The organism is Bradyrhizobium sp. Leo170 (assembly GCF_004296405.1).
Classification (GTDB): Bacteria; Pseudomonadota; Alphaproteobacteria; order Rhizobiales; family Xanthobacteraceae; genus Bradyrhizobium.
In genome coordinates, this window is sequence record NZ_PSRR01000134.1 from 1 (window position 1) to 20,069 (window position 20,069).

Annotated in this window: 14 protein-coding genes; 2 read left to right on the top strand and 12 right to left on the bottom strand. The window is 63.4% G+C overall.

Going from position 1 to position 20,069, the window contains the following annotated elements:
- From CWO89_RS22040 to CWO89_RS47020, 11 genes are all read right to left on the bottom strand, one after another.
- Positions 1-8,032 (bottom strand): two-partner secretion domain-containing protein (locus CWO89_RS22040; protein WP_165421279.1); only part of this gene is annotated, 8,032 nt, incomplete at its 3' end.
- 414 nt (positions 8,033-8,446) lie between these two features.
- The gene (locus CWO89_RS22045) at positions 8,447-9,421 is read right to left on the bottom strand and encodes a FecR family protein (RefSeq protein WP_130580849.1); all 975 of its coding nucleotides are present in this window, start codon (positions 9,419-9,421) and stop codon (positions 8,447-8,449) included.
- A 52-nt stretch (positions 9,422-9,473) separates the two neighbouring features.
- Complete coding sequence (locus CWO89_RS22050) at positions 9,474-10,025, bottom strand: RNA polymerase sigma factor (protein ID WP_130580850.1); 552 nt, start codon at positions 10,023-10,025, stop codon at positions 9,474-9,476.
- 15 nt (positions 10,026-10,040) lie between these two features.
- Entirely contained in the window at positions 10,041-10,607 is a 567-nt protein-coding gene (locus tag CWO89_RS22055; RefSeq protein ID WP_130580851.1) for an STN domain-containing protein, read from the bottom strand.
- Positions 10,608-11,271: 664 nt separating this feature from the next.
- The gene (locus CWO89_RS22060) at positions 11,272-12,513 is read right to left on the bottom strand and encodes a cytochrome P450 (protein WP_130580859.1); all 1,242 of its coding nucleotides are present in this window, start codon (positions 12,511-12,513) and stop codon (positions 11,272-11,274) included.
- A gap of 63 nt (positions 12,514-12,576) precedes the next feature.
- Positions 12,577-13,965 carry an FAD-binding oxidoreductase gene (locus CWO89_RS22065; RefSeq protein WP_130580860.1) on the bottom strand — a complete coding sequence of 463 codons (1,389 nt, stop codon included), beginning with the start codon at positions 13,963-13,965 and terminating at the stop codon, positions 12,577-12,579.
- 86 nt (positions 13,966-14,051) lie between these two features.
- Positions 14,052-15,032, bottom strand: a complete 981-nt coding sequence (locus CWO89_RS22070; RefSeq protein WP_130580852.1) for a helix-turn-helix transcriptional regulator — start codon at positions 15,030-15,032, stop codon at positions 14,052-14,054.
- A gap of 199 nt (positions 15,033-15,231) precedes the next feature.
- Complete coding sequence (locus CWO89_RS22075; RefSeq protein WP_207234535.1) at positions 15,232-15,636, bottom strand: DUF302 domain-containing protein; 405 nt, start codon at positions 15,634-15,636, stop codon at positions 15,232-15,234.
- 68 nt (positions 15,637-15,704) lie between these two features.
- Positions 15,705-16,250 carry a c-type cytochrome gene (locus CWO89_RS22080; RefSeq protein ID WP_130580854.1) on the bottom strand — a complete coding sequence of 182 codons (546 nt, stop codon included), beginning with the start codon at positions 16,248-16,250 and terminating at the stop codon, positions 15,705-15,707.
- A complete protein-coding gene (soxC, locus tag CWO89_RS22085) occupies positions 16,237-17,520 on the bottom strand; it encodes a sulfite dehydrogenase (protein ID WP_130580855.1) in 1,284 nt (427 codons plus the stop codon). The genes CWO89_RS22080 and soxC overlap by 14 nt, the downstream gene beginning before the upstream one ends.
- Entirely contained in the window at positions 17,517-17,711 is a 195-nt protein-coding gene (locus CWO89_RS47020) for a hypothetical protein (RefSeq protein ID WP_207234536.1), read from the bottom strand. Before CWO89_RS47020 ends, soxC begins: the two co-directional genes overlap by 4 nt.
- A gap of 508 nt (positions 17,712-18,219) precedes the next feature.
- Here CWO89_RS47020 and CWO89_RS22095 point away from each other — a divergent pair.
- Both CWO89_RS22095 and map read left to right on the top strand, forming a co-directional pair.
- Positions 18,220-18,432, top strand: a complete 213-nt coding sequence (locus tag CWO89_RS22095; RefSeq protein ID WP_130580856.1) for a ParD-like family protein — start codon at positions 18,220-18,222, stop codon at positions 18,430-18,432.
- Positions 18,429-19,199 (top strand): type I methionyl aminopeptidase, encoded by a 771-nt coding sequence (gene map / locus CWO89_RS22100; RefSeq protein WP_130580857.1) that lies wholly within the window; start codon positions 18,429-18,431, stop codon positions 19,197-19,199. Before CWO89_RS22095 ends, map begins: the two co-directional genes overlap by 4 nt.
- A gap of 194 nt (positions 19,200-19,393) precedes the next feature.
- Here the strand turns inward: map and CWO89_RS22105 are convergent.
- A partial coding sequence (locus CWO89_RS22105; RefSeq protein ID WP_130580858.1) for a filamentous hemagglutinin family protein occupies positions 19,394-20,069 on the bottom strand: 676 nt, incomplete at its 5' end.

Here is a 20,069-nt window from a genome sequence, read left to right on the forward strand (position 1 = left end):
GCCGCGGCGCGTTCAGTTCCACCGTGCCGCGCGCGACGGCGTTGGCGGAGCGCACGTCGATCGTTGCGCCCGGCGCAAGCTGAAGCCGCCCCTGTGTCGTCGTGAGCTCGACCACGGCCCGGTTGGGCGCATCGATCGGCTTGCCATAGCTGTCGACGCGCAGCACGCTGCCATGCGCATCAAGCACGGCGCCTGATCCGAGCAATAGCCCGTCGCGCGCCGCGAGCCGGATGGTGCCGACCTGCTCACCACTCGCATCGATGCGCCCGTTGACGATGAGTCTTCCGCCATCCACCGACAGGCTGACGCTGTTGGCGACGAGTTCGTCGCCGACAACGAGATCGCCCTGCTTGAGCTGGAAGTTGCGCGACCCAACCACGCCGCTGGCGGTGAGCCGCCGGTTGAGGGCCGCGAAATCGTCCAGCGCCTGCGCGCGCACGTCGATGCCGCCGGCGCTGAACGGCACCTTGGTGCCGCCCGCGTCGAAATGCCCGGAGCTTCCGCCGCGGATCGTGCCGGCCAGGCCGACATGGCCAGCAGAGGCATCCAGCGCCGTCACCGACAACGTCCTGGCGCGGTTATTGACCGCGGAGAGGTCGATCACCGATCCGGCAGCTTGCGTGATATTCCCGTGCGCGCTCTCGAGACTGACGTCACCGCCCCAACTGTAGCGGACGGCATCGATCAGGGTCTCGGACCGTCCCGCCAGGTCCAGACGCGCGGCGTCGGTCAAGGTAATGTCGCCGTCGGCAGAGACGGTGAGCTTGCCGCTGGGCAGCGCAACAGAGGTTGCAATCGCAACCGTCGCTCCCTTCAGGCCGATCTCGGCGCCGAACGTCGTGGCCGGCGCCGTGGCGACGTCGCCGGAGGCGACGACGCGGAGCGCGCCACCCGCCGTGATATGGTTCACCGAGCCGGACCCACCGGTGAGCAGTGGCGTCATCAGGTTCAGGTTGCCGCCGCTGTAGGCATAACCGACACCGGGCTGGTAGGCACCCTGGCTTTCATAGACCGACAACGTGTTGCGATTGTTCGCGGTCACCTGCGTATGCGCGGTGATGTTGACGGTGGAGAAGCCGAGCATCAGGCGGTCCAGCGTGAGCTGGCTGTCCGGCTGGGTTCCATCGGCATAGCCCAACACCACCTGATCGGCGACGATATTGAACGTGCCGTGGCCAGTGCCGGCCCCGCCCGCGATCACGGCGCCGGGCGGGACGCTGCGCGGTGCGGCGTTATTCGCGCGCCTTACGCCATCGCTGATGCCGTTCCAGATCAAGGTCCCGGTCGTCAGGGTCGCACTCTCGGTGGCTGACCCGAGGCCATAGATCGCCGGCGTGTTGAGGACCAGCGGGCGCAGGCTCGAGCGCCCGGTCGCGAAGTCGATCGTGGAGAAGTTCACGGCTCCGTAGAAGTTGACCGACGCGAGCGCCGAAAGCACCAACCCTTCCAACTTGGGCGCGCCCAGAAGCGCGTTGCCTGCGAGCAGGCGCCCCAGCACAGTCTGGTTGAGCACGAGGCCGTCGGGCAGCACGCCAGCGGCGCGCGCCGCGGCGATCGCACCCTCGTCGCCGATATTCAGGCTCGGCGTGGTGAGCGAGAGATAGCGCGCGCCGAAACGCATATTATCGGCAATCGACAGCGTGCCGCGCTCGACAGCGAAGCCGAGGGTCCCTTCGGTGGCGATCGTGGCGGCGCCGATGGTGATGCCGCCGAGCGTGCGTCCATCGATAACTTGCTGCACATCGATCCGTCCGTTGGAGACGACGATCATGTTGCCGGCGGTTGAATAAGAAAAGCCGTCGGAGGGCGGCATCACGATGGAAGGACCCGCGCCGATCGTGTCGATGCGCGCACCATCCTCGATGCGGATTCCGCCATCACCGGCCGCGATGAAGACGTCCGGCGCACGCAGCACCGCTCCGCTGCGCACCACCACGGATTTGTTGAAGCTGTAGGTGGCGACACGGCCGCTATCGAGATCGAGTCGCTGGCCACCGCCGATCGACAACCTGGCGGCGCCGATCGCATTGAGATCGGCCGCACGCACCGACACGAAGCCTGCGGTCGGCGCAGTGTCCGCACCGAGAATTTCGATCAGGCCGGGGTTGGCCCCGGGGGCGTACTTATCGAGGTCAAGACTCAGTGTGCCGCCATAGCCGCCGTTGCCCGGCGTGAACAGAGCCTGTCCGGCAAAGGACAACGCCATCCGGGCCGCCGACGCGTCAGGTGCGAGGACAAGCTGCAGCACGCCGGCGTCGACCGGCAGGCTCGGCCGAGGCTGGCCGTTACGCGCGGCCGCGGCCAGCATGAAGCTCGCGTAGCCTTGCTCGTTGTATTGCGAATAGCTGCGCACCACCGCGCCGGGCGTGATGATGGCGAGGTTGGGCAGGCTGTTGCGGATCGCTGTGTTGGCGACGCTGCCATAGGCCGTGACCGCATAAGAGCCGTTCGCCAAGGCAGCGGTGCTCTGGCCAAACTGCGCTGTCGCGCCGAGTTCGACGCGGAATGCGCCGGGCAGCAGCGCGAAAGATGCCGGCATCAGCGTGTAAGTGCCTGCCGCAAGGCCGGGCACGCCGCCGCCGATCGTGATGCGCTGGCCGATCATTGGCGCGCTGCCCTGGCTCGCCGGCACCGCAGGCGCGTATTCTGCGGTCGCATTCGGCACGATCGCAAACACCTGGCTGCTCAGACTGCTGTAGCTGTTGCCCGGATTGGCAGCGCGCAGCGGGTTCAGGAGCGCATCGACCGAGCCGCCGCGACCGCTGATGAATCCTGCGCCGCGCAGATCGCCTCCGCCGGACAGATCGACCACCGCGCCGGCTGCGACCGAGACAGCAGGTCCGGACAGGCGGATACCGCCGGTCAACTGACCGAACACGTCCACTCCGTTATAGGCGGTTGCGACCTCGGCACCATCGTAGCGATAGACGATGCCATCGACGGTCCCGCCATAGGGCATGGTCAATCCGGCGCCGCTGATCGAGGTGATGCTGCCCGGCAGGAGATCGAGTCGCTTAATGTCCGGTACGACCGACTGGCCGGCGAGAACGCCGCCGAGCACGATTGTGCCGAGCGGCGCGCGCAGCACGCCGCCCTGTTCGATAGCCGGGGCAAAGACCGTCAGCCTGCCGAACGCCGAGAACGGGACGGACGGCGTATCCGCCGTGGTGCGGCCGAAGCGGACGAGGTCGGTCGCTGCCAGAATAATCTTCGCGTTGCTTACCGGGTAGATCTGCGCGGCATCAAGTTCGAGCGTGTGGCTGCCATAGCTGTCGCCGATCAGCCGTATGTCGCCCCGGCTGACCACGGTGACCCGATCAAATCCGGCGATATTGGTGACGACGGGCGCCACGCCGCCCGTCTGCGTCACAGCGATATTGAGCGGTTCGGATTTGGCGGCAAGGTCGACGAGATCAGCCGTGATCGTCAGTTGCGCCGTGCCGGATTTCGCCGGCTCGCTGCTCGGCGCCGTGCCCAGACCGGCCCCGATCTTGCCGATAATGCTGCAGGGGCGCGGCTCAAACGCACCACTGAGGGCGACATTGGCCACCGCGCCGAAGGTGACATAGGGCGCGGCGAGTTCGACCCGCTCGTTCCCATTCTTCGCAACAAGATTGCCCGAGATCTTCATGCTCTGCGGCACAGCGAGCCGCACATCGCCGTCGAAAGCGATGGTGTCAGCATAAAGGCTGAGATTGGCAAAACCGCCGGCGACAACCTGGTCAGCGCCGATCCGCCCGTGTCCGAAAAGCAGCGCCGAATCCCTGGCGCCTGGAACAAGGTCGCTCGCAAGGCCGCTCGCGCCCGCTTGCGCGCCGACCTCGAGGATGCGAAGGCGTCGCACTTCGTTGGGGGCCGGCTGATCGACGGGGTCAGCATAACGGGGCGTGACCAGCGCCAGGCTGAGCGTGCCGCCAGCCGCGCCCTCGCTGCCGGCCTTGGCGATCATCTCGCCGTCCAGATAGAAGCCGCTGAACGTGTTGATCCCGATGCTGCCACCTGACGTGGCCAGGGTGAGAGACTGCGCTGCGCCCGAAGCGCTCAACCCCGTATTGGGCACATCGATCACGATGCTCGTGCCGGAGGCATCCAGGCGCGCGCCCGGGCGCGTGATGACGAAGCTGTTGCCGGCATACGCGATTCCGCCGTCGCCCTTGCCCGTGATGGCGCCGAGCATGATGCTGCCGCCCGCGTCCGCGAATCCATATCGCATGCCGCTGGAGTCGATCCCCACCGCACTGCGTCCCGCCACGTCGAGGACCGCCGTCTCGCCGAGCCAAATCGACCGCGCACCCAGTGTGGGATTGGCGAAGCCGCTGCTCGCGGTGTTCATCTGGATCACATCGATGCGGCCGCCGGCCGCGGTCAGCCGTCCATCGACGGTGATCTGGCCCGGGCTCTGCAGCGCAATCGCACGCCGTGGATCGACGGTGATGTTCGCATCCCGTCCGATGACGATCGTGCCCTTGTTCAGATCGAGGTTCGACTGAAGTGTCAGGTCGGCACCGGCCCGCCACGCGATCTGACGCTTGGACGGATCATCCTGGATGACCGGAGGAACCCAAAGCTCCAGGGCCGACGCCGGATCGGAGCCGGTCGGCGCGCTCCACGCCGCCGCGCCAAAACGATACACGGGCATGCTGACATCGATGACGGCGCGATCGACAATCAGCAATCCCTGATGGCCATTGATGTCGTAGCTCGAAAATCCCGTCTGGAACAAACCGGTGCCGAGCTCGGTCACAGCGGCGACAGCGAAGGTCCGCTCGGCCACGGTGCCGACGGGAATTGTGGTGCCGACGGCAAAGCGCAACTGCATTGTGGCCACATCACCGGCCGCAAACGTGACGCGGGTCGGCGCCAGCGGAATGCCATCGGGAAACTCGCGGGCCGTGAAGGTGAAACCCGCCGGCAGCTTGATGCCGTCGCCAGGGTAGATCAGCGCGCCAGGCGCAACGGGCGTACCGGCGCGGTAGTTTGTACCGTTAATATCGTAGAAATTGGTATCGACCGGGACGACCCAGCCATCGGGCCCCACCTTGAGCGGCTTCTGTTGGCTTGCGTCTACCTTCAGCGGCAAGGGTGCGTAATCGCCCGGCGCTAGTCTGGTAAGGGTCTCATCGTAGTTGAACGGAATCCGCCCGCCGGCCGGGATGATGATCTCTTCAGCCAGCAACAGCGGGATCGGCGCCCTTTCGCCGACGCCCAGCACGCCGTCATTGGCGAGCGCTTTGCCGCCGATCACGATCGACGGACCGCTCCCGATCACGAGCTTGCCGCCGCCGCTTGCGCCGTAGCCGTTGATCCGCCCGTCAAGAACCAGGCGCCCGCCGACGCTTGGACCGCCCGCCGAACGATCATCGGCGACCAGGGTGACGCTCCCACCCTTGCCTCCCGTGGTCTTGCCGTTTGGCAGGATAGCGCCACCGGAGGAAACATCGATGGTGCTGCCGGCGGCAATCGTCGCGCCTTGGGTGGAATTGAAGCTGACGCTGCCTCCATTGATGAAGGCGAGGCCGGAAAGATCGCTCGGCGGGTTCGCCCCATTGATCCACAGCCCGCGCGTGTCGATGGTTGCGCCGGCATGCAGCGTGAGCTGTGCGGCACCGTCGGACGTGGTCAGCACGATCGGCGTAAGCACGGCGGCGTCCGGCCTGAGAATATTGGTGATGGTGACGCTGCCGGCGCGCGTGGTCACATCGGCATTGATGTCCACGACCGGCGCGACGAACGTCACTTGTCCACCGGACGCGAAAGTCAACGGCGCGTCGGTGACGATCGACTGTTTTGCGGCAACGCTGAGCCCACCGAGGCCGGCGCCGTTGACCAGCCCCACGTCGAACAGGCCCGTGTTGGCGCGATCGAGTGGAAGCGCGCCAGAGCGATCGATACTGTCAGCGATCGGGGCGACGTTCCCGAACTTGACGTTCGTGACGGATGCATTGACAAGCCCGCGCGCATCATAGCCGCCGAGCATGAGCCTTCCGGCAAGCGGTGCGGTGTCTTGCGGGAGCTTGTAGCCATCGGCGACCGCGGTGGGCCGCACGCCGGTCTGCCGCTGACCTTCGATCACGTCGGCGAGAATCGTCCCTTCGAACACCGATGTCGGGGTCGACAGGATCAGGCCGCCGGCATCGCGACCGACGGTGTAGCCGTCCTCCCAGCCCACACTCTCGCGGTCCTTGCCGAACGGGCTGGTCCAGACCTCGGTGACGTCCCAGCGGTCGCTCTTCCAGTGCTCATGCTTGCGGATGAAGCCAGCGCCGAGACCGTAGAAGGTCATGTCGGCGCGGGCATCGTTGATGTTGTAGAGGCGGCCGTCCGGTCCGAGGAAGTTCGTGGTGCGGATGTAACCGCCCTCATAGCGGACCGAGCCGCCGGAGATGTTGAAGACGGAGCCGCGCTGCGCGACCACCTCCGGCGCGGCCAGGGTGATCGTGCCGCCAACCGCGGTCCATTCGCCGATCTTGTGCGCGGTGTTGTTGAGATAGCCGCCGACTTCAAGGAGGCCGCCCGGGGTGTAGTAGCGGTCGGAGGCGTATCCGCCGGTGCCGGCCGGCACCAGCGCAAGCTTACGCGCATCGATCCAGACGTCCTGGTTGAGGAGCGCGCCATTGTCGCGGTTCTGCGGCGAATCGCGCAATTCGTTGCCCTGGACGTTGACCTTCACGGAGTTGTCGGACATCGGAAGGACGACGTCCCGTGCACCGGAAACGTCGATGACAGCACCCGTCTCGGCGAACGCCCGCTTGCCGGCGGAGACCGCAACCTGACCGCCCGCGGCCATTGTCACCGATCCATTGCGAAAGTCGACCAGGCCGCCAGTGACGATCTCGACACGCGACAGGTCCTCACGGTCTGCGAGCATGGAAAGATTGTCGAACTGGCCGAGAGTTAACGCCGCGCGCGCGGTGTTCTGCTTGGCGGAGTCGGCGATCAGGGCATCGCGCTGCGAGTTCAGCGCCGTTTTCGTGGAGTCGAGCTCGAGCGACACCGTGGTGAGACTGCCACCGCCGAGGGTCACTCTGCCACTGCTGTCGGAAGCTGAATTGAGCAGATGAATGGTGCCGCGTTGGTCGACCGACGTGGTCGACATAAGGATGCCATTCTGGTCGATCGTGTGGCCGGCGAGCGTGATATCGCCCTGCTGGGCGAACATCAGGCCGGTGTTGCTGACCGCACCGCTTGCGCTTCCCACACGGATCACCGGCGCGACCTCATTGCCGCGCGTGGTGGAGACTTGGTTGGCACTCGTGCCGTAACCAGGTCGCAGGATGAAGTCGTCGCCCGCCGCGAGCAGAGCCTGCCCCTTCGGGGTCGTGATCGAGCCCGCGTTCTCGACTGCGGTGCCGAGCAGCGCCACGAAGCCGCCGCCCGACGTCACCGATGTCGGCGCGCTGGTGGCAATCAGAGCTCCCGCCTCGACGACGATCTTGCCACCAGCTCCGCTGAAGCTCGGCAGATATCGCGCGCCACTCTGCGTCGAATAGATTCCGGTGTTGAGAAACTGCTGATCGATAATGTCGGCAGTCGCCGCGATCAGCGATCCGACGTTGATCTGGCTCCCGCCCCCGAAAATGATTCCGTTCTGGTTGATCACCAGCACCTGGCCGGGCGCATTGATGTGACCGAGGATCTGGCTGGGGCCGAGATTGCCGACCACACGGTTGAGCGCGGTCCAGGCGCTGGACTGCTGGTTGAAGTTGACGGTGGTTTGTGCACCGACGTTGAAAATCTGCCAGTTGAGGATCGCCTGCGACGCGGTCTGGTTGATCGTGACCGTGGTCTGGCCACCGCTCGCCGACTGGGTCGGCAGATCGGCCCCCCTCCACAAATTCGCGCCTGCCGCCGCGCCAGGCGCGACTTGAAGGCCGCCCGGCGCCAGCCCATTCGGCACGACCGCTCCAGGCAACGTGCTCGAACTTCGCGCGGCCGCGGCGGCAGCGCGCGCGCTTTCCTGCACGGCTTGCAGCGCCTGGATGGCCCGCGTTGCGCGCGTGAGCGCGTCCTGGCTCTGCTTGGAGAGTTCCATGGACTTCTGCGCAGCGGCGGTCGCTGCATCGCTGGCAACCCCGACTGGGGACGTCGCTGTAGCGAAATTGCCGAGGGGCCGCGCAACTGCACCGTGAACACCGGCCACCATCACCGCCAATACGCTAGCCCCCGTCAACAACAGGCGACGGGACGCGCGCGAACTATTCCATCGCGCGCCAAGACCTTCATTGACGCGATGCGCCCCGACAGATGGTGTCTCGGAGCGGCGGATGTTTCGGCTACGGGGTCGAGGCGACATATGAACTTCTTTCAGGGCGCGACAGACGGAGAGGACCGCAGCCTCTCGCCGAGACCGCAGTCCTTACTGAGAGTCCCGACGCGTCTCAGAACCGAAAAAAATTCAGCGCCGACCACCGCGCATTCGCTCGGCCGGCACCGGTGTCACCTCCATTCACCCCAGCAAGACAATGCCACCTGGCAATCTTGTCACCGTGGCGCCAAATATCTGCTGTATCTGACCGACGACGCCATCGATATTCGCGATCTGGAATCGAGCGTTGAACAGGCGGCGGCCCAACGCCGTGCTGGTGACGATGATCCGGCCGGGCCGGTAGCGGTTGATCTCATCAACGGCTTCCGATAACGGCGTGCCGTGGAACACCAGCACGCCTTCTTTCCACGCCGTCACGACCACCGGATCGATCGAGGTTACGGCGCCCAATCGGTCCGCGGAATAGATGACCTGTTGTCCTGCGCCGAGGCGGACAATCTGCCCATCCACCCCGACCTCGATTTCGCCTGCAATGCAGGTGGTGCAGACCGCCGCCCCCTCGTAGCGGATGTTGAATGTTGCATCCGTCGCGACCGCTCGCGTTCCCCCTGCAATCACCTCGACGCGATGCGCGTCCCGCGCCGCGACAGCCGCCTCACCCGCAATAAGTTCAATGCGTTCGGCTTTGCCATCGATGGCGCGCAGCGCGACGGCGGTTCGGGTGTTCAGGTGGATCGATGAGCCGCCTGGAAGCGCGATATCGCGGCGTTCGCCGACGGCTGTCCGGTAGTCAGCAGCAAGTTCGGAAAGCGATGGCCATAGGCCAAGCGGAGGACGAACGACCAGGAAGGCCGCGGATGCCGCGGACGCAGCGAGAGCCCCGCCAAGGACGGCGCGCCGCGCCAACCATGGTCCCGGCGCGATGCGACGATCGTGGCGCCGGGCCGGCAACATGGCGCCGGCGGGCTTAACCCCGTCCCACACGCTGCATGCACGGGCGAACGCATCGGCGCGCATGGGATCGTCCGCCGCCCAGCGCTTGAACGCCTCGAGATCGGCTTGGCGGGCGTTGCCGGTGGCAAAGCGCAACACCCAATCCTGGGCCTCGCAATCGACCGCGCTGAGCGATGCCGCCGGCTCGTCACTGCCCTTCATGCGTCTCGTCGCTTCCTACCAACGGCTCGTCGATATCGATTCATGGTCTGCCCTACCCCTCAGAGTCCTTGAGGGGCTTCGGACCGAATCTTTGAATCAGCTTACGGTCCAGGCGCAACGCGCAATGGGCGAGCGCATGCCTCAATTCGATTTCAACGAGCCGCTGGGAAATGCCGAGCCGAGCGGCGATATCGCGCAGCTGGACGCCGTCCAGCCGCGAGGCAAGCAATATCTCGCGCCTGCGCGGCGTCAATTCGGCCAGGGCCCCCGCCAACGTTTCCGCCTCCGATCGGGCCGCCGCGGCGCGTTCGGGATCCGGCGCCTCATCCACCAATCCGATGGCCTCTTTCGCATCCGACAGCGTGACCAGATCTTTGTCATCCCGCCAGTGGGCCAGCGCCGCATGAAAGGCCATCTGCAGCAGATAACGCCGTGGGCTGCGCAGTTCGCCAACGGGCGTGGCGCGATCGATACGCAGCCAGGTGTCGTGCAGCACATCGTTTGCAAGCTCGGCGGACCCGAGCCTGCGTGTCAGTTGCGCCCGCAGATCATGGTAGCCGAGCACGAAGAACCGCCGCAACAGATCGCGATTGGAAGAGCTCATGCGCGATCTATCGTGTTACCGGGGAGCCATTGCGGTATGGGGGCAACCGGTCGGCCGGCCCCTATCACGCGCGAGAATCGCGACCGCGACCGGCTGCGGCATATCCGCCGGCGGGGTCCCCAGCGACAGCCCGCGCAGGACGCCACCCACATCGGCGGTGTCAGGCGCTCCTGTTGCGATGTCGAAAAGCTGGGCGCGCTCGATCGTGCCCGATGCTGCGATCCAGATCCTGAGCAGCAGATCAACGTCGCGGGGCCGGGTCTCGGCGCGACCACAAAGTGCACGCGACACTTCACTCTGGAGCAGCCCAAAATATGACCGGACCGCTGGATCGGCCGCACGGACCCGCGCCGGCGCGACCAGCGTGAAGCTACCCTGGCCGGTCGCCCTTGCCTCCAAGCCGCTGCCGATAAGGAGCTGCCGCAGCGCGGCCTCCGGCGTGAACAGCCCATGGACCGGGCGAGCATACTGCCCGGCGGCGAGTGCGCCATCGTAAAACACCTCAAGCCCCGTGGCGGCGCCATAGGCATCAAGTGCGGTGGCAAGCGACTGCGCCGGAATGTCGAAGCGGATGGCCCCCATTGTTGTGGCATCGGCCGACCTCGCAAAGAGAAGCAAGCTCAGTCCAACAAGCACGCTTTGCCACAACCGCGCGCCTATAGGCCGCGGCCGATAAAGTGCCGCCGGCATAAGCGGGATCTCTGTTCATGGAAATGTCACACGAGAAGACACTAGCGGGCATTTATTACAATGCGTTGACGGCACGAGCATCGCCGCAAGATAGCGCATGACCAATTTGATTCGGCCGGGACCGTGCAAGATATGACGTTACGACAACCTTATTTCGGGGACTAAGATAGGGGAGGCTCTTGACTTTGCGGAAGTAGCGGATCGACGGTCGGCTCATTCGCGACGCGGTTGTCAGGCTAATCAGACAATCAGGTTCGATCTTGCCGCTGTCCGGATCGGCGTCAAGGTGAAGGCGCGTTCGCCGGTATAAGTGAGTTCGAGGCCCGTTCCCGATAGCAGTTGCTGCAAGGCCGCACCCCGCGTGAACATGCCACACCGTGGACGCGGATATAATCGAAGCAGTGTTTTCGTACCCTCTCTCGCTGCGCCGCATCCAGTTGCTCGATCGTGCCGCGATAGCCCGTTCCCAGAACCATCGGCCATCAATCCTCAGGCGAGCGCAGGCGATGCCGCTTGGCTTCCGGAACAATGTCGAGGAGCCCTGCGCCGCGCGATGTCATGGCTTCCAGAAGACTCGCATGGCAGCATCGATGCGACGAACTCCCATATGGCCCTTGATCTCCAGTGGCGTATCCAGGTGAAGCTGCGGTATTCGGGCGGCAATCGCGCCCAGGCCTTCCTCCAGTTCGGCGCGTGCGAGCGCCTCGCCGATGCACCGGTGTGCGCCAAATCCAAAGATCGGATGCACGCGCGGCTGGTCGGCGCGACGAATGTCAAATATGTGCGGACGGTGGTAGGTGGCTTCGTCGCGCATCGCCGACATCATAGAAAGCGTGACAAGCTGGTCGGCGGGTATAACGGTCCCGTCGACGTCAACATTCTCGCGTGTGACTCTCACCGTCGACGCGCCGGTAGGCTCGAAGCGCATCGCTTCCGTGACCGCGGCCGGAACCAATGAAGGCTCATCACAGACCGCCGCCCACTGCTCGCGATGCTGGAGCAGAAGCGCAAGTTGCGTTGCGAGCGCGACCCTGGTCGTGTCGGTGCCGCCGATGATTAGCGGCATTATCTGGTAGAGTATCTCTTGCGGCGACAATTCGTCTGCTTCGGCGGCCGCAGTCAGGAACGACGACAGGAAATCTTCGCGTGGTCTGCGGCGATGTTGATCAAGAGCCATTTCCACGTAATCATGCAGCCGCTGCGCGGCTTTCTCGATCTTTCCGATCTCGTCCAGGTACAGTCCGAAACTGAAGATCTTCGTCACCTCATAGACCAGCAGCGTAAATTCCGGAATGTCCTCGCGCGGAAGCCCCAAGAGATCGGCAATGATGCGGGCAGGCAGTTTGGCCGCAAACTCGCCGATGAAGTCCACCTCGCCATCTCTGTACCAGCCGTTGATGAGGTCGTCCGCTGTGCGGCGGATGCTTTGCCGCATCTCGTTGATCGTACGGACGGCGAATGGCCGCGACAATGGTGCGCGCCGCCGCCGATGGACTTCGCCATCGGCTGTGATCATGCTGTATTCGAAGAGATCGAATATCGCACCGCTGCTGATGCCCAACGACTTGGGAAAGCTCGTTCCGCTTGAGCCGACTCGCGGATCCCTGCCCAGGCGCTCGACATCGGAAAAACGCAGGACGAAATATCCGCCGGTCTCGTGCAGCACGACAGGGTGATCCTTGCGGTACTGGCGAAAGACTCCATGTGGATCTGCGTCAAGTTGCTTGAGGGTGAGAACCGGAAGTGTCGCGCCATGAGGGCTCGCCGCGCCTGTCTCCGCAAAGTTCTGCACCGTCATCGCATAGTCTCCGTTGTTCGAGTGCTCGATCGCGAACACCCAGTGTGAGCCCGACAACTCGCTTCAGCGGGGGAGAGGCGTGGCTGAGAAGAAGCCATCCGGGTCGAAACGACGCTTCACGGCCTGAAGTCTCGTGATGTTGTTCCCGTAAGCCTGAGCGATTTGGTCCTGAGCATGCGGTCCCAGGAGGTTGGGATAGCCGCCCGGCAACGACATGGGAGCCAATGTCTGAGAAAAATCGCGTGCCCAGCGTTTGTGGACGGAGCCGTTGTCGCCAGCAGTGGGATCCCAACAGGATACGATCTCAACCATGACATGTTCACGTCGCAGTCCAAAGGCGGTGCTGTCCGGGGGAAATTGCGTGGGCAGGCCACGGAAATGCTGAAGGATGATGGTCGAGAATGGCGACGTTCGACTGGCGCCACCTTCAATCAAAGAAGACATCGCCTCTGGATTGAGTGCCGGTATCCAACGGGTCTCGAGCGCATAGTGCTTGTCATTCGCCACACGCGCATCAAAGCCCTGAATCAAGTCCTGATAGCCCATTGACGCGATCTGCACGTGCATGGGCTTACCGCAGCGCTTCAGGACCTCCATCGCGATTTCGCCGTCGGATATCTCGCCGGTCCACGCTGGCGCCAGGAATAGAGCCGGGCTGCCGTCCGGTAGGGAAATGATTCCGATAACGACGGAGAGATTGTTGCTGGCAGATCCTATTGCCTTGCCATACCGGGCCAGCACTGTCTCTGCTTCTCCCCATGGAAACAAAATCATGCCGCCCAGAACCTGGCGAGCGGGGTGCAAGCGAACTTTCATCGACGTGACTACGCCGAAATTGCCTCCGCCGCCTTTAAGGGCCCAAAGCAGATCCGGGTTTTTGTCCCGGTCGACGGTGAGCCGTTGCCCGTCGGCAAGAACAAGTTCGGCGCCAGTCAAGCTATCCAACGCCAGACCGTGGCTTGCAATCAGAGGGCCATAACCGCCGACGGTCGTCAGTCCAGTCATTCCCGGCACACCATTCCAGCCCGTCACGGCCATGAGATTGCGCGCGGCAGCGGCGGCGATAACTTTGGCGGCGGTGGCGCCGCCGGCAACGGTCGCGACTTGATCGTCGATCTGGACGTGGTCCATCAGAGAGAGGTCGATGACGAGCGCGTCCGACCGGACCGAACGCCCGGCAGCGTCGTGTCCACGGCTACGAACCGATACTGGCAAGTTATGGGCACGCGCTGTTCGCACGGCTGCCTGGACGTCTTCCGCGCTTTCGCAGAAGGCAATCGCGACCGGATAGTGATCCACCGCGCCGTTCCACACCTTTCGGGCGTTCTCGTAATATTCGTCCCCGCGCGCGGTGACCCGGCCCTGCATTTGACCCTCGAGATCATGCACCGCCTGCTCGGATTGCCCGATAACGTTCTGCACCATATTTTCGAACTCTCGGTTGTGATACATGCAACATCCGAAAGAATACCGGAGGCGATATCGAAGATCGCAGGATGGATCGTTAGCGCCGCAGCCTTTCGCTCTCGACACAGTATTCAATCTCGCAGGACGATTCCTGGGCGAACTCCGTATTGCCGCTTATAAGCGATGATGAAACTGGACGTCGTAGCGTAGCCCGCGTGGCGGGCCGCGTGCTTAACGCTGGCTCCTGCTTGTTTGAGAGCCCGATCGGCTCGTTGCAGCATGAGTACTGTGCGATAGCCCGATAGTGTTGTGCCATAGACCTGCTTGAAGGCGGATCGGAGCTTGGTTCTGTTCATGGCGGCGACGCGCGCGAGAGCATCTACGTCCAAAATGCGATGCGGCGCCCGGTCGATGATTTGCTTCACCAAGCCCAGCCGGTCAAGAATGCCCGAATCGAAGACACCGCCGCCGGCGCGGAAAGCGTCGCGTCGGGAGAGCCCGCTCAACAGAGCGAAAACCAATTCAAACGTCTTGCCCTCATAATAGAGCGTAGCGAGAGACGGAAACATGGCCCGTCGGGCAGCAACGTCCCTTGCGATCTCGCCAAAATAGCCGGGGACAAGCGTCTCCATCGCGATCTCCCGCCCCCGGATCGTGCGCAGGAGCGATTTCGGCAATGCCGCAGCAGGAAGGCCACGAGCTTTCATCATGGACATCATGTCGACGACGACAGTAACCGCCTTGAGACCTCGCGAAACACTCGTTACAAACTTGAAGCGCTCGTGTTGCGGCACGAAGACCATCGTCATATCTGCGCCTTTCGCGTCGAAACGACTGTCGCCGACGGCGAAGTCCGTCCAGGCTCCGTCCTGATTGAGCACAGCACTACAGACGATAACGTCCTTCCTTGCCAACGTCTCCAGCTCGACGATTTTCGAGTCTGCGCAGTCGACCACGAAGATTGCCATATCCCGTCCGGCCCACGCTACGTTGCCAACGGACTCTCCGTCTGCAACGTTTGACCATGGGACCTCGATCAGATTTCCTCCGCGGACCTCCATGCCCACGCGACGTAAAGCTTCCTCGAAACCGACTTGCGACATCACATTCATCCCGATATCAGCGTCGCCTAACCATGACGCGTGCGGATGATGGCGGAGGCCAAGACCCGACAAAAGTCAAATCCCTGTACGTTTCTTCCTAACTGGTTACGCGTGTAATGATTCTTATTGAGCCGCGCTTGTCCGTGCCGACGCCGCCTGCGCAGACATCCGCAGAATGGCGGCGCCTCACCGTTGGCTCCCGCTGATCTCAAGGAGCCGTTGTCGACTTTGCTGCCATCTCCTTCAGCGCGCCCGACATCGCTTCGATGACAGGCCTGGCGGCTTCGCCGATACCATGCCGACGCGTGATATAGGCGGGATCATTGTAGGAAAGGAAAGTCTTGCCATCCTCGTCCTGCCAGACCAGCGCCTTCAACGGCAGGTCGATGCCGATCGTCTGCACCGATTGCATCAGCGGAGTGCCGGCCTTCGCCGCGCCGAAGATCAGAAGATTTGTCGGCCGCAGCGGCAAGCCGACCGTGGCAGCGCCAGCGGCATGGTCGATATGGCTGAATACCGTCATGCCCCTGGCTCGGACCTCAGTCTCAAACCGGTGCATCGTTTCTTCCGGGCCAAAGCTGCTGTGCAGCGTGATCAATCCATCAGCGGACATTGCATGCTCTCCTGATAACCAAGTCGTTGCGATCAGCACGAAGACGACAGTCCTTAAGAAGCCCATTCTCACTTCTTCCTGAACAGCTTGGCCGGATCGAACTCCGGCTCCGGAACGAAACCATCGCGGTTCGGCATCTTGATCTTTGGTAGGGTGTCGCGATCGAGCTTGCCGTCGGCAGGCAGAATGCCGTTCAAGTGAAGGATATAGGCCGCGACGGCATAGGTATCATCGCTATCAAGCGAACCCGGCGCCTGATAAGGCATCGCTCTGTGAATGTAATCGAAGAGCGTGGTGGCGTAGGGCCAAAAGCTGCCCACGGTCTTCACCGGTGCGTCCGAAGCCAACGTGCCCTGCCCTCCGACGAGGCGGTCCTTGATGCCGCCAACGCCGTTGTCGCCATGGCAAGCCGCGCAGTTGTCGGCGAAGACCTGCTTTCCTCGCGCTGCCGTACCGCTGCCCGGTGGCAGTCCCTTGCCATCCGGCCTGACGTCGATATCCCATTGCGCTATCTCGTCGGGTGTCGCGGGACGGCCGAAATCATATGCAAGTACGGGAGAACCAAGCGCGAGCGCGATCGCGCCAGTGAGGAATGCCTTGCTAGTCGAGGACATTTCGAACCCTCCCGGTCTCGTCGATGCTCCAGGGCTGCTGCGCGCTGTAGTGAAAAAGTGCGTTGGTCCCGATCGCGGCGATGAAGGATTTGCGGTCGGGCTGGACATTGCCCTTATCGTCGGTCGAACGGCTGACAATCTTGGTCGGCTTACCGTCCCAGGTCCAATCCATCTGAAAGCGCGTTTGCGCCTTCGGCAATGCCGGCAGATTTAGCTGCGCTTCCTTCCAGCTCTTGGCGCCATCGGTCGAAATCTCGACCTTGGCGATCTTGCCGTGACCACTCCAGGCGAGCCCGGTGATCCGCTGGTAGCCGGGCTTGATCACCATCGTCCCGGAGGGCGATGTGATCACCGAGTTGGTTTCCATGCGGAGCTGAAATTGGGTGGCTTTGCCGTCGGCCCGAAGCTGCGTGTAGCGCGCCGTTTCCCAACGCGTCATCCAGGGCCGGTCGCCGAACTTCAACCGGCGCAGCCACTTGATGTTCAGGTTGCCCTCGAAGCCCGGCATTATCAGCCGCATCGGAAAGCCGTGCGCGGGCCGCAGCGGCTCGCCGTTCTGCCCATAAGCCACGAACGCCGCGTTCAGGATTTCGTCGGTGAGCGGGATGCTGCGTGCGACTCCCGCGGCGTCGCCGCCCTCGGCGAGCATCCAGTTGGAGCCGCGGTCCTTTTCAACAAGTTCGACCAGGAATTTCAGCGGGACGCCGGTCCATTCGTTGGTGCTGACGAGACCGTGCGTGTTCTGGACGGTGAGGTTCTCGTCAGCCTTCTTCCAGTTCTCCCAGCCATTGCCGGTGCATTCAATGAAAACCACGCGCGACACCTGTGGCATCGCCTTGAGGTCATCGACCTTGAAGACCAACGGCTTCCGCACCATGCCATGCACCAGCAGCCGGTGTTTGACCGGATCGAGATCGGGCACACCGGAATGGCTTCGCTCGTAGTGCAGATCCGATGGCGTGATGCTGCCGAAGAGCTTGTCGATCGGCGTCTTCGAATTGATCGCATCGCTTGGATCGACGTTGCGCTTGCCTGGACCGGCTTCGGGAATGCGGGAGATATTGACGTATTTCGATCGCTCGCTGTGCCCGCCGAGGTCGGCGCCAACCTCGCGGGGCGGCACGTCGGCAAGGGAGTCGGCCGCCGCACGGTCCGCAACGATGCTTCCCGCAAGGCCCGTGGAAGCTGCGATGAAATTCCTGCGTGACAGGCCGCTTCGTCCACGGTCGGCGTCCCTCTCTTCGACGGGGATATCGCTCCGATTGGTCATTGTCGATGTCCTCGGTTGTTCGGGATTGATCGATCGCTCACTTGCGCATGGCGCCGGCGATCTGGCCGACGAGCGTGGCCCAGCTCCCCGGTCGAGATATCCCGGACCCCGGTCATCAGCCCGATCTGATGGTCGACCAGAACGAGGGCGGCGTTCTCAGCGGTCAGTGGTTCGTAGGCGCGATTGGTCATTGCGTTCTCCTGGTTTGTCCAATGCGGCTTCCAGAGCGGGGCGAAGCCCGATATGCGGCCTTCGTGCGGTCTGGGAGAATCTGAACAGAGGCCGGTGGACTATTGGATGCCCGCGCGGCGCATTCGCATGGCCGCCCGGATCAACGTGTCGAGTGGGAGGTACGCACCCGACGATCGGCCCAAAAGTCATCGAAATCCGAACCCAGCGTCCCGATGGTTGGACGACGGTGACCTATGCTGGATCTGAACGATTTCTTTCTGTTCGTGCAGGTCTCGCACGTTCGAACCGTGTCGGGTGCTCCTACGCTTTTCTCCGAAATTGTATCCTGGAGCGCGCCAGCGCCGCCGACTGTGCGCCGGCTCGATCGGCATTGGCGCCGGCGCCAACGTCCGGCTGCGACGCTCGGGCATCGCATCCGGCGCGCAACTCGGCCGCCTGCGGACCACTTGCCGCGCCCCAAGCCCGCGTATATAAAACATATACGAATCGTATATTTTGGAGCGCTCAGTGGGTATCGTCAATATCGAGGATGAGCTGCACGAGCAGCTGCGGCGGGCCAGCAAGGCGTCCTATCGGTCGATCAACGCCCAGGCGGCGTTCTGGATCAAGATCGGCATGCTCTGCGAACTGAACCCTGGCCTCACCTTCCAAGAGCTTGTGGCGCGTGAGCTGAAGGAGGCGGGCGTCGACGCCCTTGATCTCGCGGCTGCGACCGCATGACGAAGACGCCGGCCGAGGTTGAGCTACTGGCGGAGTCGGGGCGTCTGCTTGCGTCGGTGTTCGCGCATCTGGATAGGCAGCCCCTCGCCGGATTGAGCACCCTGCAGGTCAACGACCTCGTCGAGGCACTCATCGTCGATCAGTTCGGCGCGCGGCCCGCCAGCAAGGGCCAGTATGGCTACGGCTTCGTGCTGAACAGTTCGAGGAACGAGGTCGTCTGCCACGGCGTGCCGTCGAGGAACGAGGTCTTGCAGGACGGCGATATCGTCAATTTTGACATCACGCTCGAGAAGCAGGGCTATATCGCCGATTCCAGCAAGACATTCCTCATCGGGAATGTGGCGCCCACGGCAAGGCGGCTCGTTCGCACCACCTATGAGGCCATGTGGAAGGGCATCCGCGCCGTTCGCCCGGGCGCAAAGCTTGGCGACATCGGCTACGCCATCGAGCGGCACGCAAAGCGGAACGGCTATTCGGTCGTGCAAGAATACTGCGGTCATGGCATCGGGCGCGAGATGCACGAAGCACCGCAAGTGCTGCATTTCGGAAAGCCGGGGACCGGCCTGACGCTGCGAGAGGGCATGGTCTTCACGATCGAGCCCATGCTGAACCAAGGGCGCAGGACGGTTCGAACCGAACAGGACGGATGGACCGTTGTCACAGTGGACGGGAAGCTCTCCGCACAGTTCGAGCACACGGTTGCTGTCACTCATGACGGCGTCCGCGTGTTGACGTTGCGTCCGGACGAAGCACGGCCCGCCGCATGATACAAAGCCTCGGTATGTGCTGACGAATACCGAGGTTTGGAGCGAGAGCCCTGGCTCTAAAGCATTTTCGGTTCTGATGGAATCAGAACCGAAGCTTTGGACTCTTGTTATGACGCGTTTTCTTCACGCGAACCGATGTCCACTTCTCGAAAACGCTCTATTTCTATCTCGTGAACTGGGTGATAGCCAGTTGCCTACTGAACCAGTCGCTTCCTCTCGTCTGGGGTGAGTTGGCTGATGGCGTTTTGCTCAAGAGTTCCTGCACCGATCACTTGTACTGGACTCGTAGGATTTTGAGAGTGCCGGTCATCCCGTCGTCGGCTGCGTTCATCTTCCTCGATAGTATCCGGACTAGCCGCCCCACCGCCAAAGCCGAGAAACTCGACGATAATCACCGATGGCTGGCTGTTGCCGCTGACTGGCGCCGGCAATGCGGTCTGCTGCGTGGCTGCCGTCGCATTCGACGCCGAAAGCGCAGCAGAGATGTTCGGCGCCTGCACGGTCGGGATGCCCGATGACGTGCCCTGCACCTGGATATTCGCCGCGTTGAGGATCTGCAGCGCCGCGAGGTTGACGTTGCCGGACACGCGGATGCCTGCCTCGCCGGCGTCGATGGTGCCGATCGGTGCGATCAGGTCGATGTTCCCTGGCGGGATGCCGGCAAGCGGATTGAGTGTGGCGATGCCGGCGCCAGATGAGGGCGCCTGCGGCGACACCGTGACGTTGCCGTAGTCGTCGTAGACGCGCTTGGGCGGCGTATAGAGCACCGTCGTCTTGGAGCCGCGGCCAGCGTTGATGTCGCCCTCCTCCGACCACGCCAGAATGCCGCCGCCGTACGTGGTCATGATGCGCGACAGGCCGAGCAGGATC

Coding starts and splice junctions, on each gene's coding strand:
- CWO89_RS22045 (WP_130580849.1), bottom strand. CDS start 9,421: ATGAAGGGCAGTGACGAGCCGGCGGCATCGCTCAGCGCGGTCGATTGC.
- CWO89_RS22050 (WP_130580850.1), bottom strand. CDS start 10,025: ATGAGCTCTTCCAATCGCGATCTGTTGCGGCGGTTCTTCGTGCTCGGC.
- CWO89_RS22055 (WP_130580851.1), bottom strand. CDS start 10,607: ATGGGGGCCATCCGCTTCGACATTCCGGCGCAGTCGCTTGCCACCGCA.
- CWO89_RS22060 (WP_130580859.1), bottom strand. CDS start 12,513: ATGACGGTGCAGAACTTTGCGGAGACAGGCGCGGCGAGCCCTCATGGC.
- CWO89_RS22065 (WP_130580860.1), bottom strand. CDS start 13,965: ATGTATCACAACCGAGAGTTCGAAAATATGGTGCAGAACGTTATCGGG.
- CWO89_RS22070 (WP_130580852.1), bottom strand. CDS start 15,032: ATGAATGTGATGTCGCAAGTCGGTTTCGAGGAAGCTTTACGTCGCGTG.
- CWO89_RS22075 (WP_207234535.1), bottom strand. CDS start 15,636: ATGTCCGCTGATGGATTGATCACGCTGCACAGCAGCTTTGGCCCGGAA.
- CWO89_RS22080 (WP_130580854.1), bottom strand. CDS start 16,250: ATGTCCTCGACTAGCAAGGCATTCCTCACTGGCGCGATCGCGCTCGCG.
- soxC (WP_130580855.1), bottom strand. CDS start 17,520: ATGACCAATCGGAGCGATATCCCCGTCGAAGAGAGGGACGCCGACCGT.
- CWO89_RS47020 (WP_207234536.1), bottom strand. CDS start 17,711: ATGACCAATCGCGCCTACGAACCACTGACCGCTGAGAACGCCGCCCTC.
- map (WP_130580857.1), top strand. CDS start 18,429: ATGACGAAGACGCCGGCCGAGGTTGAGCTACTGGCGGAGTCGGGGCGT.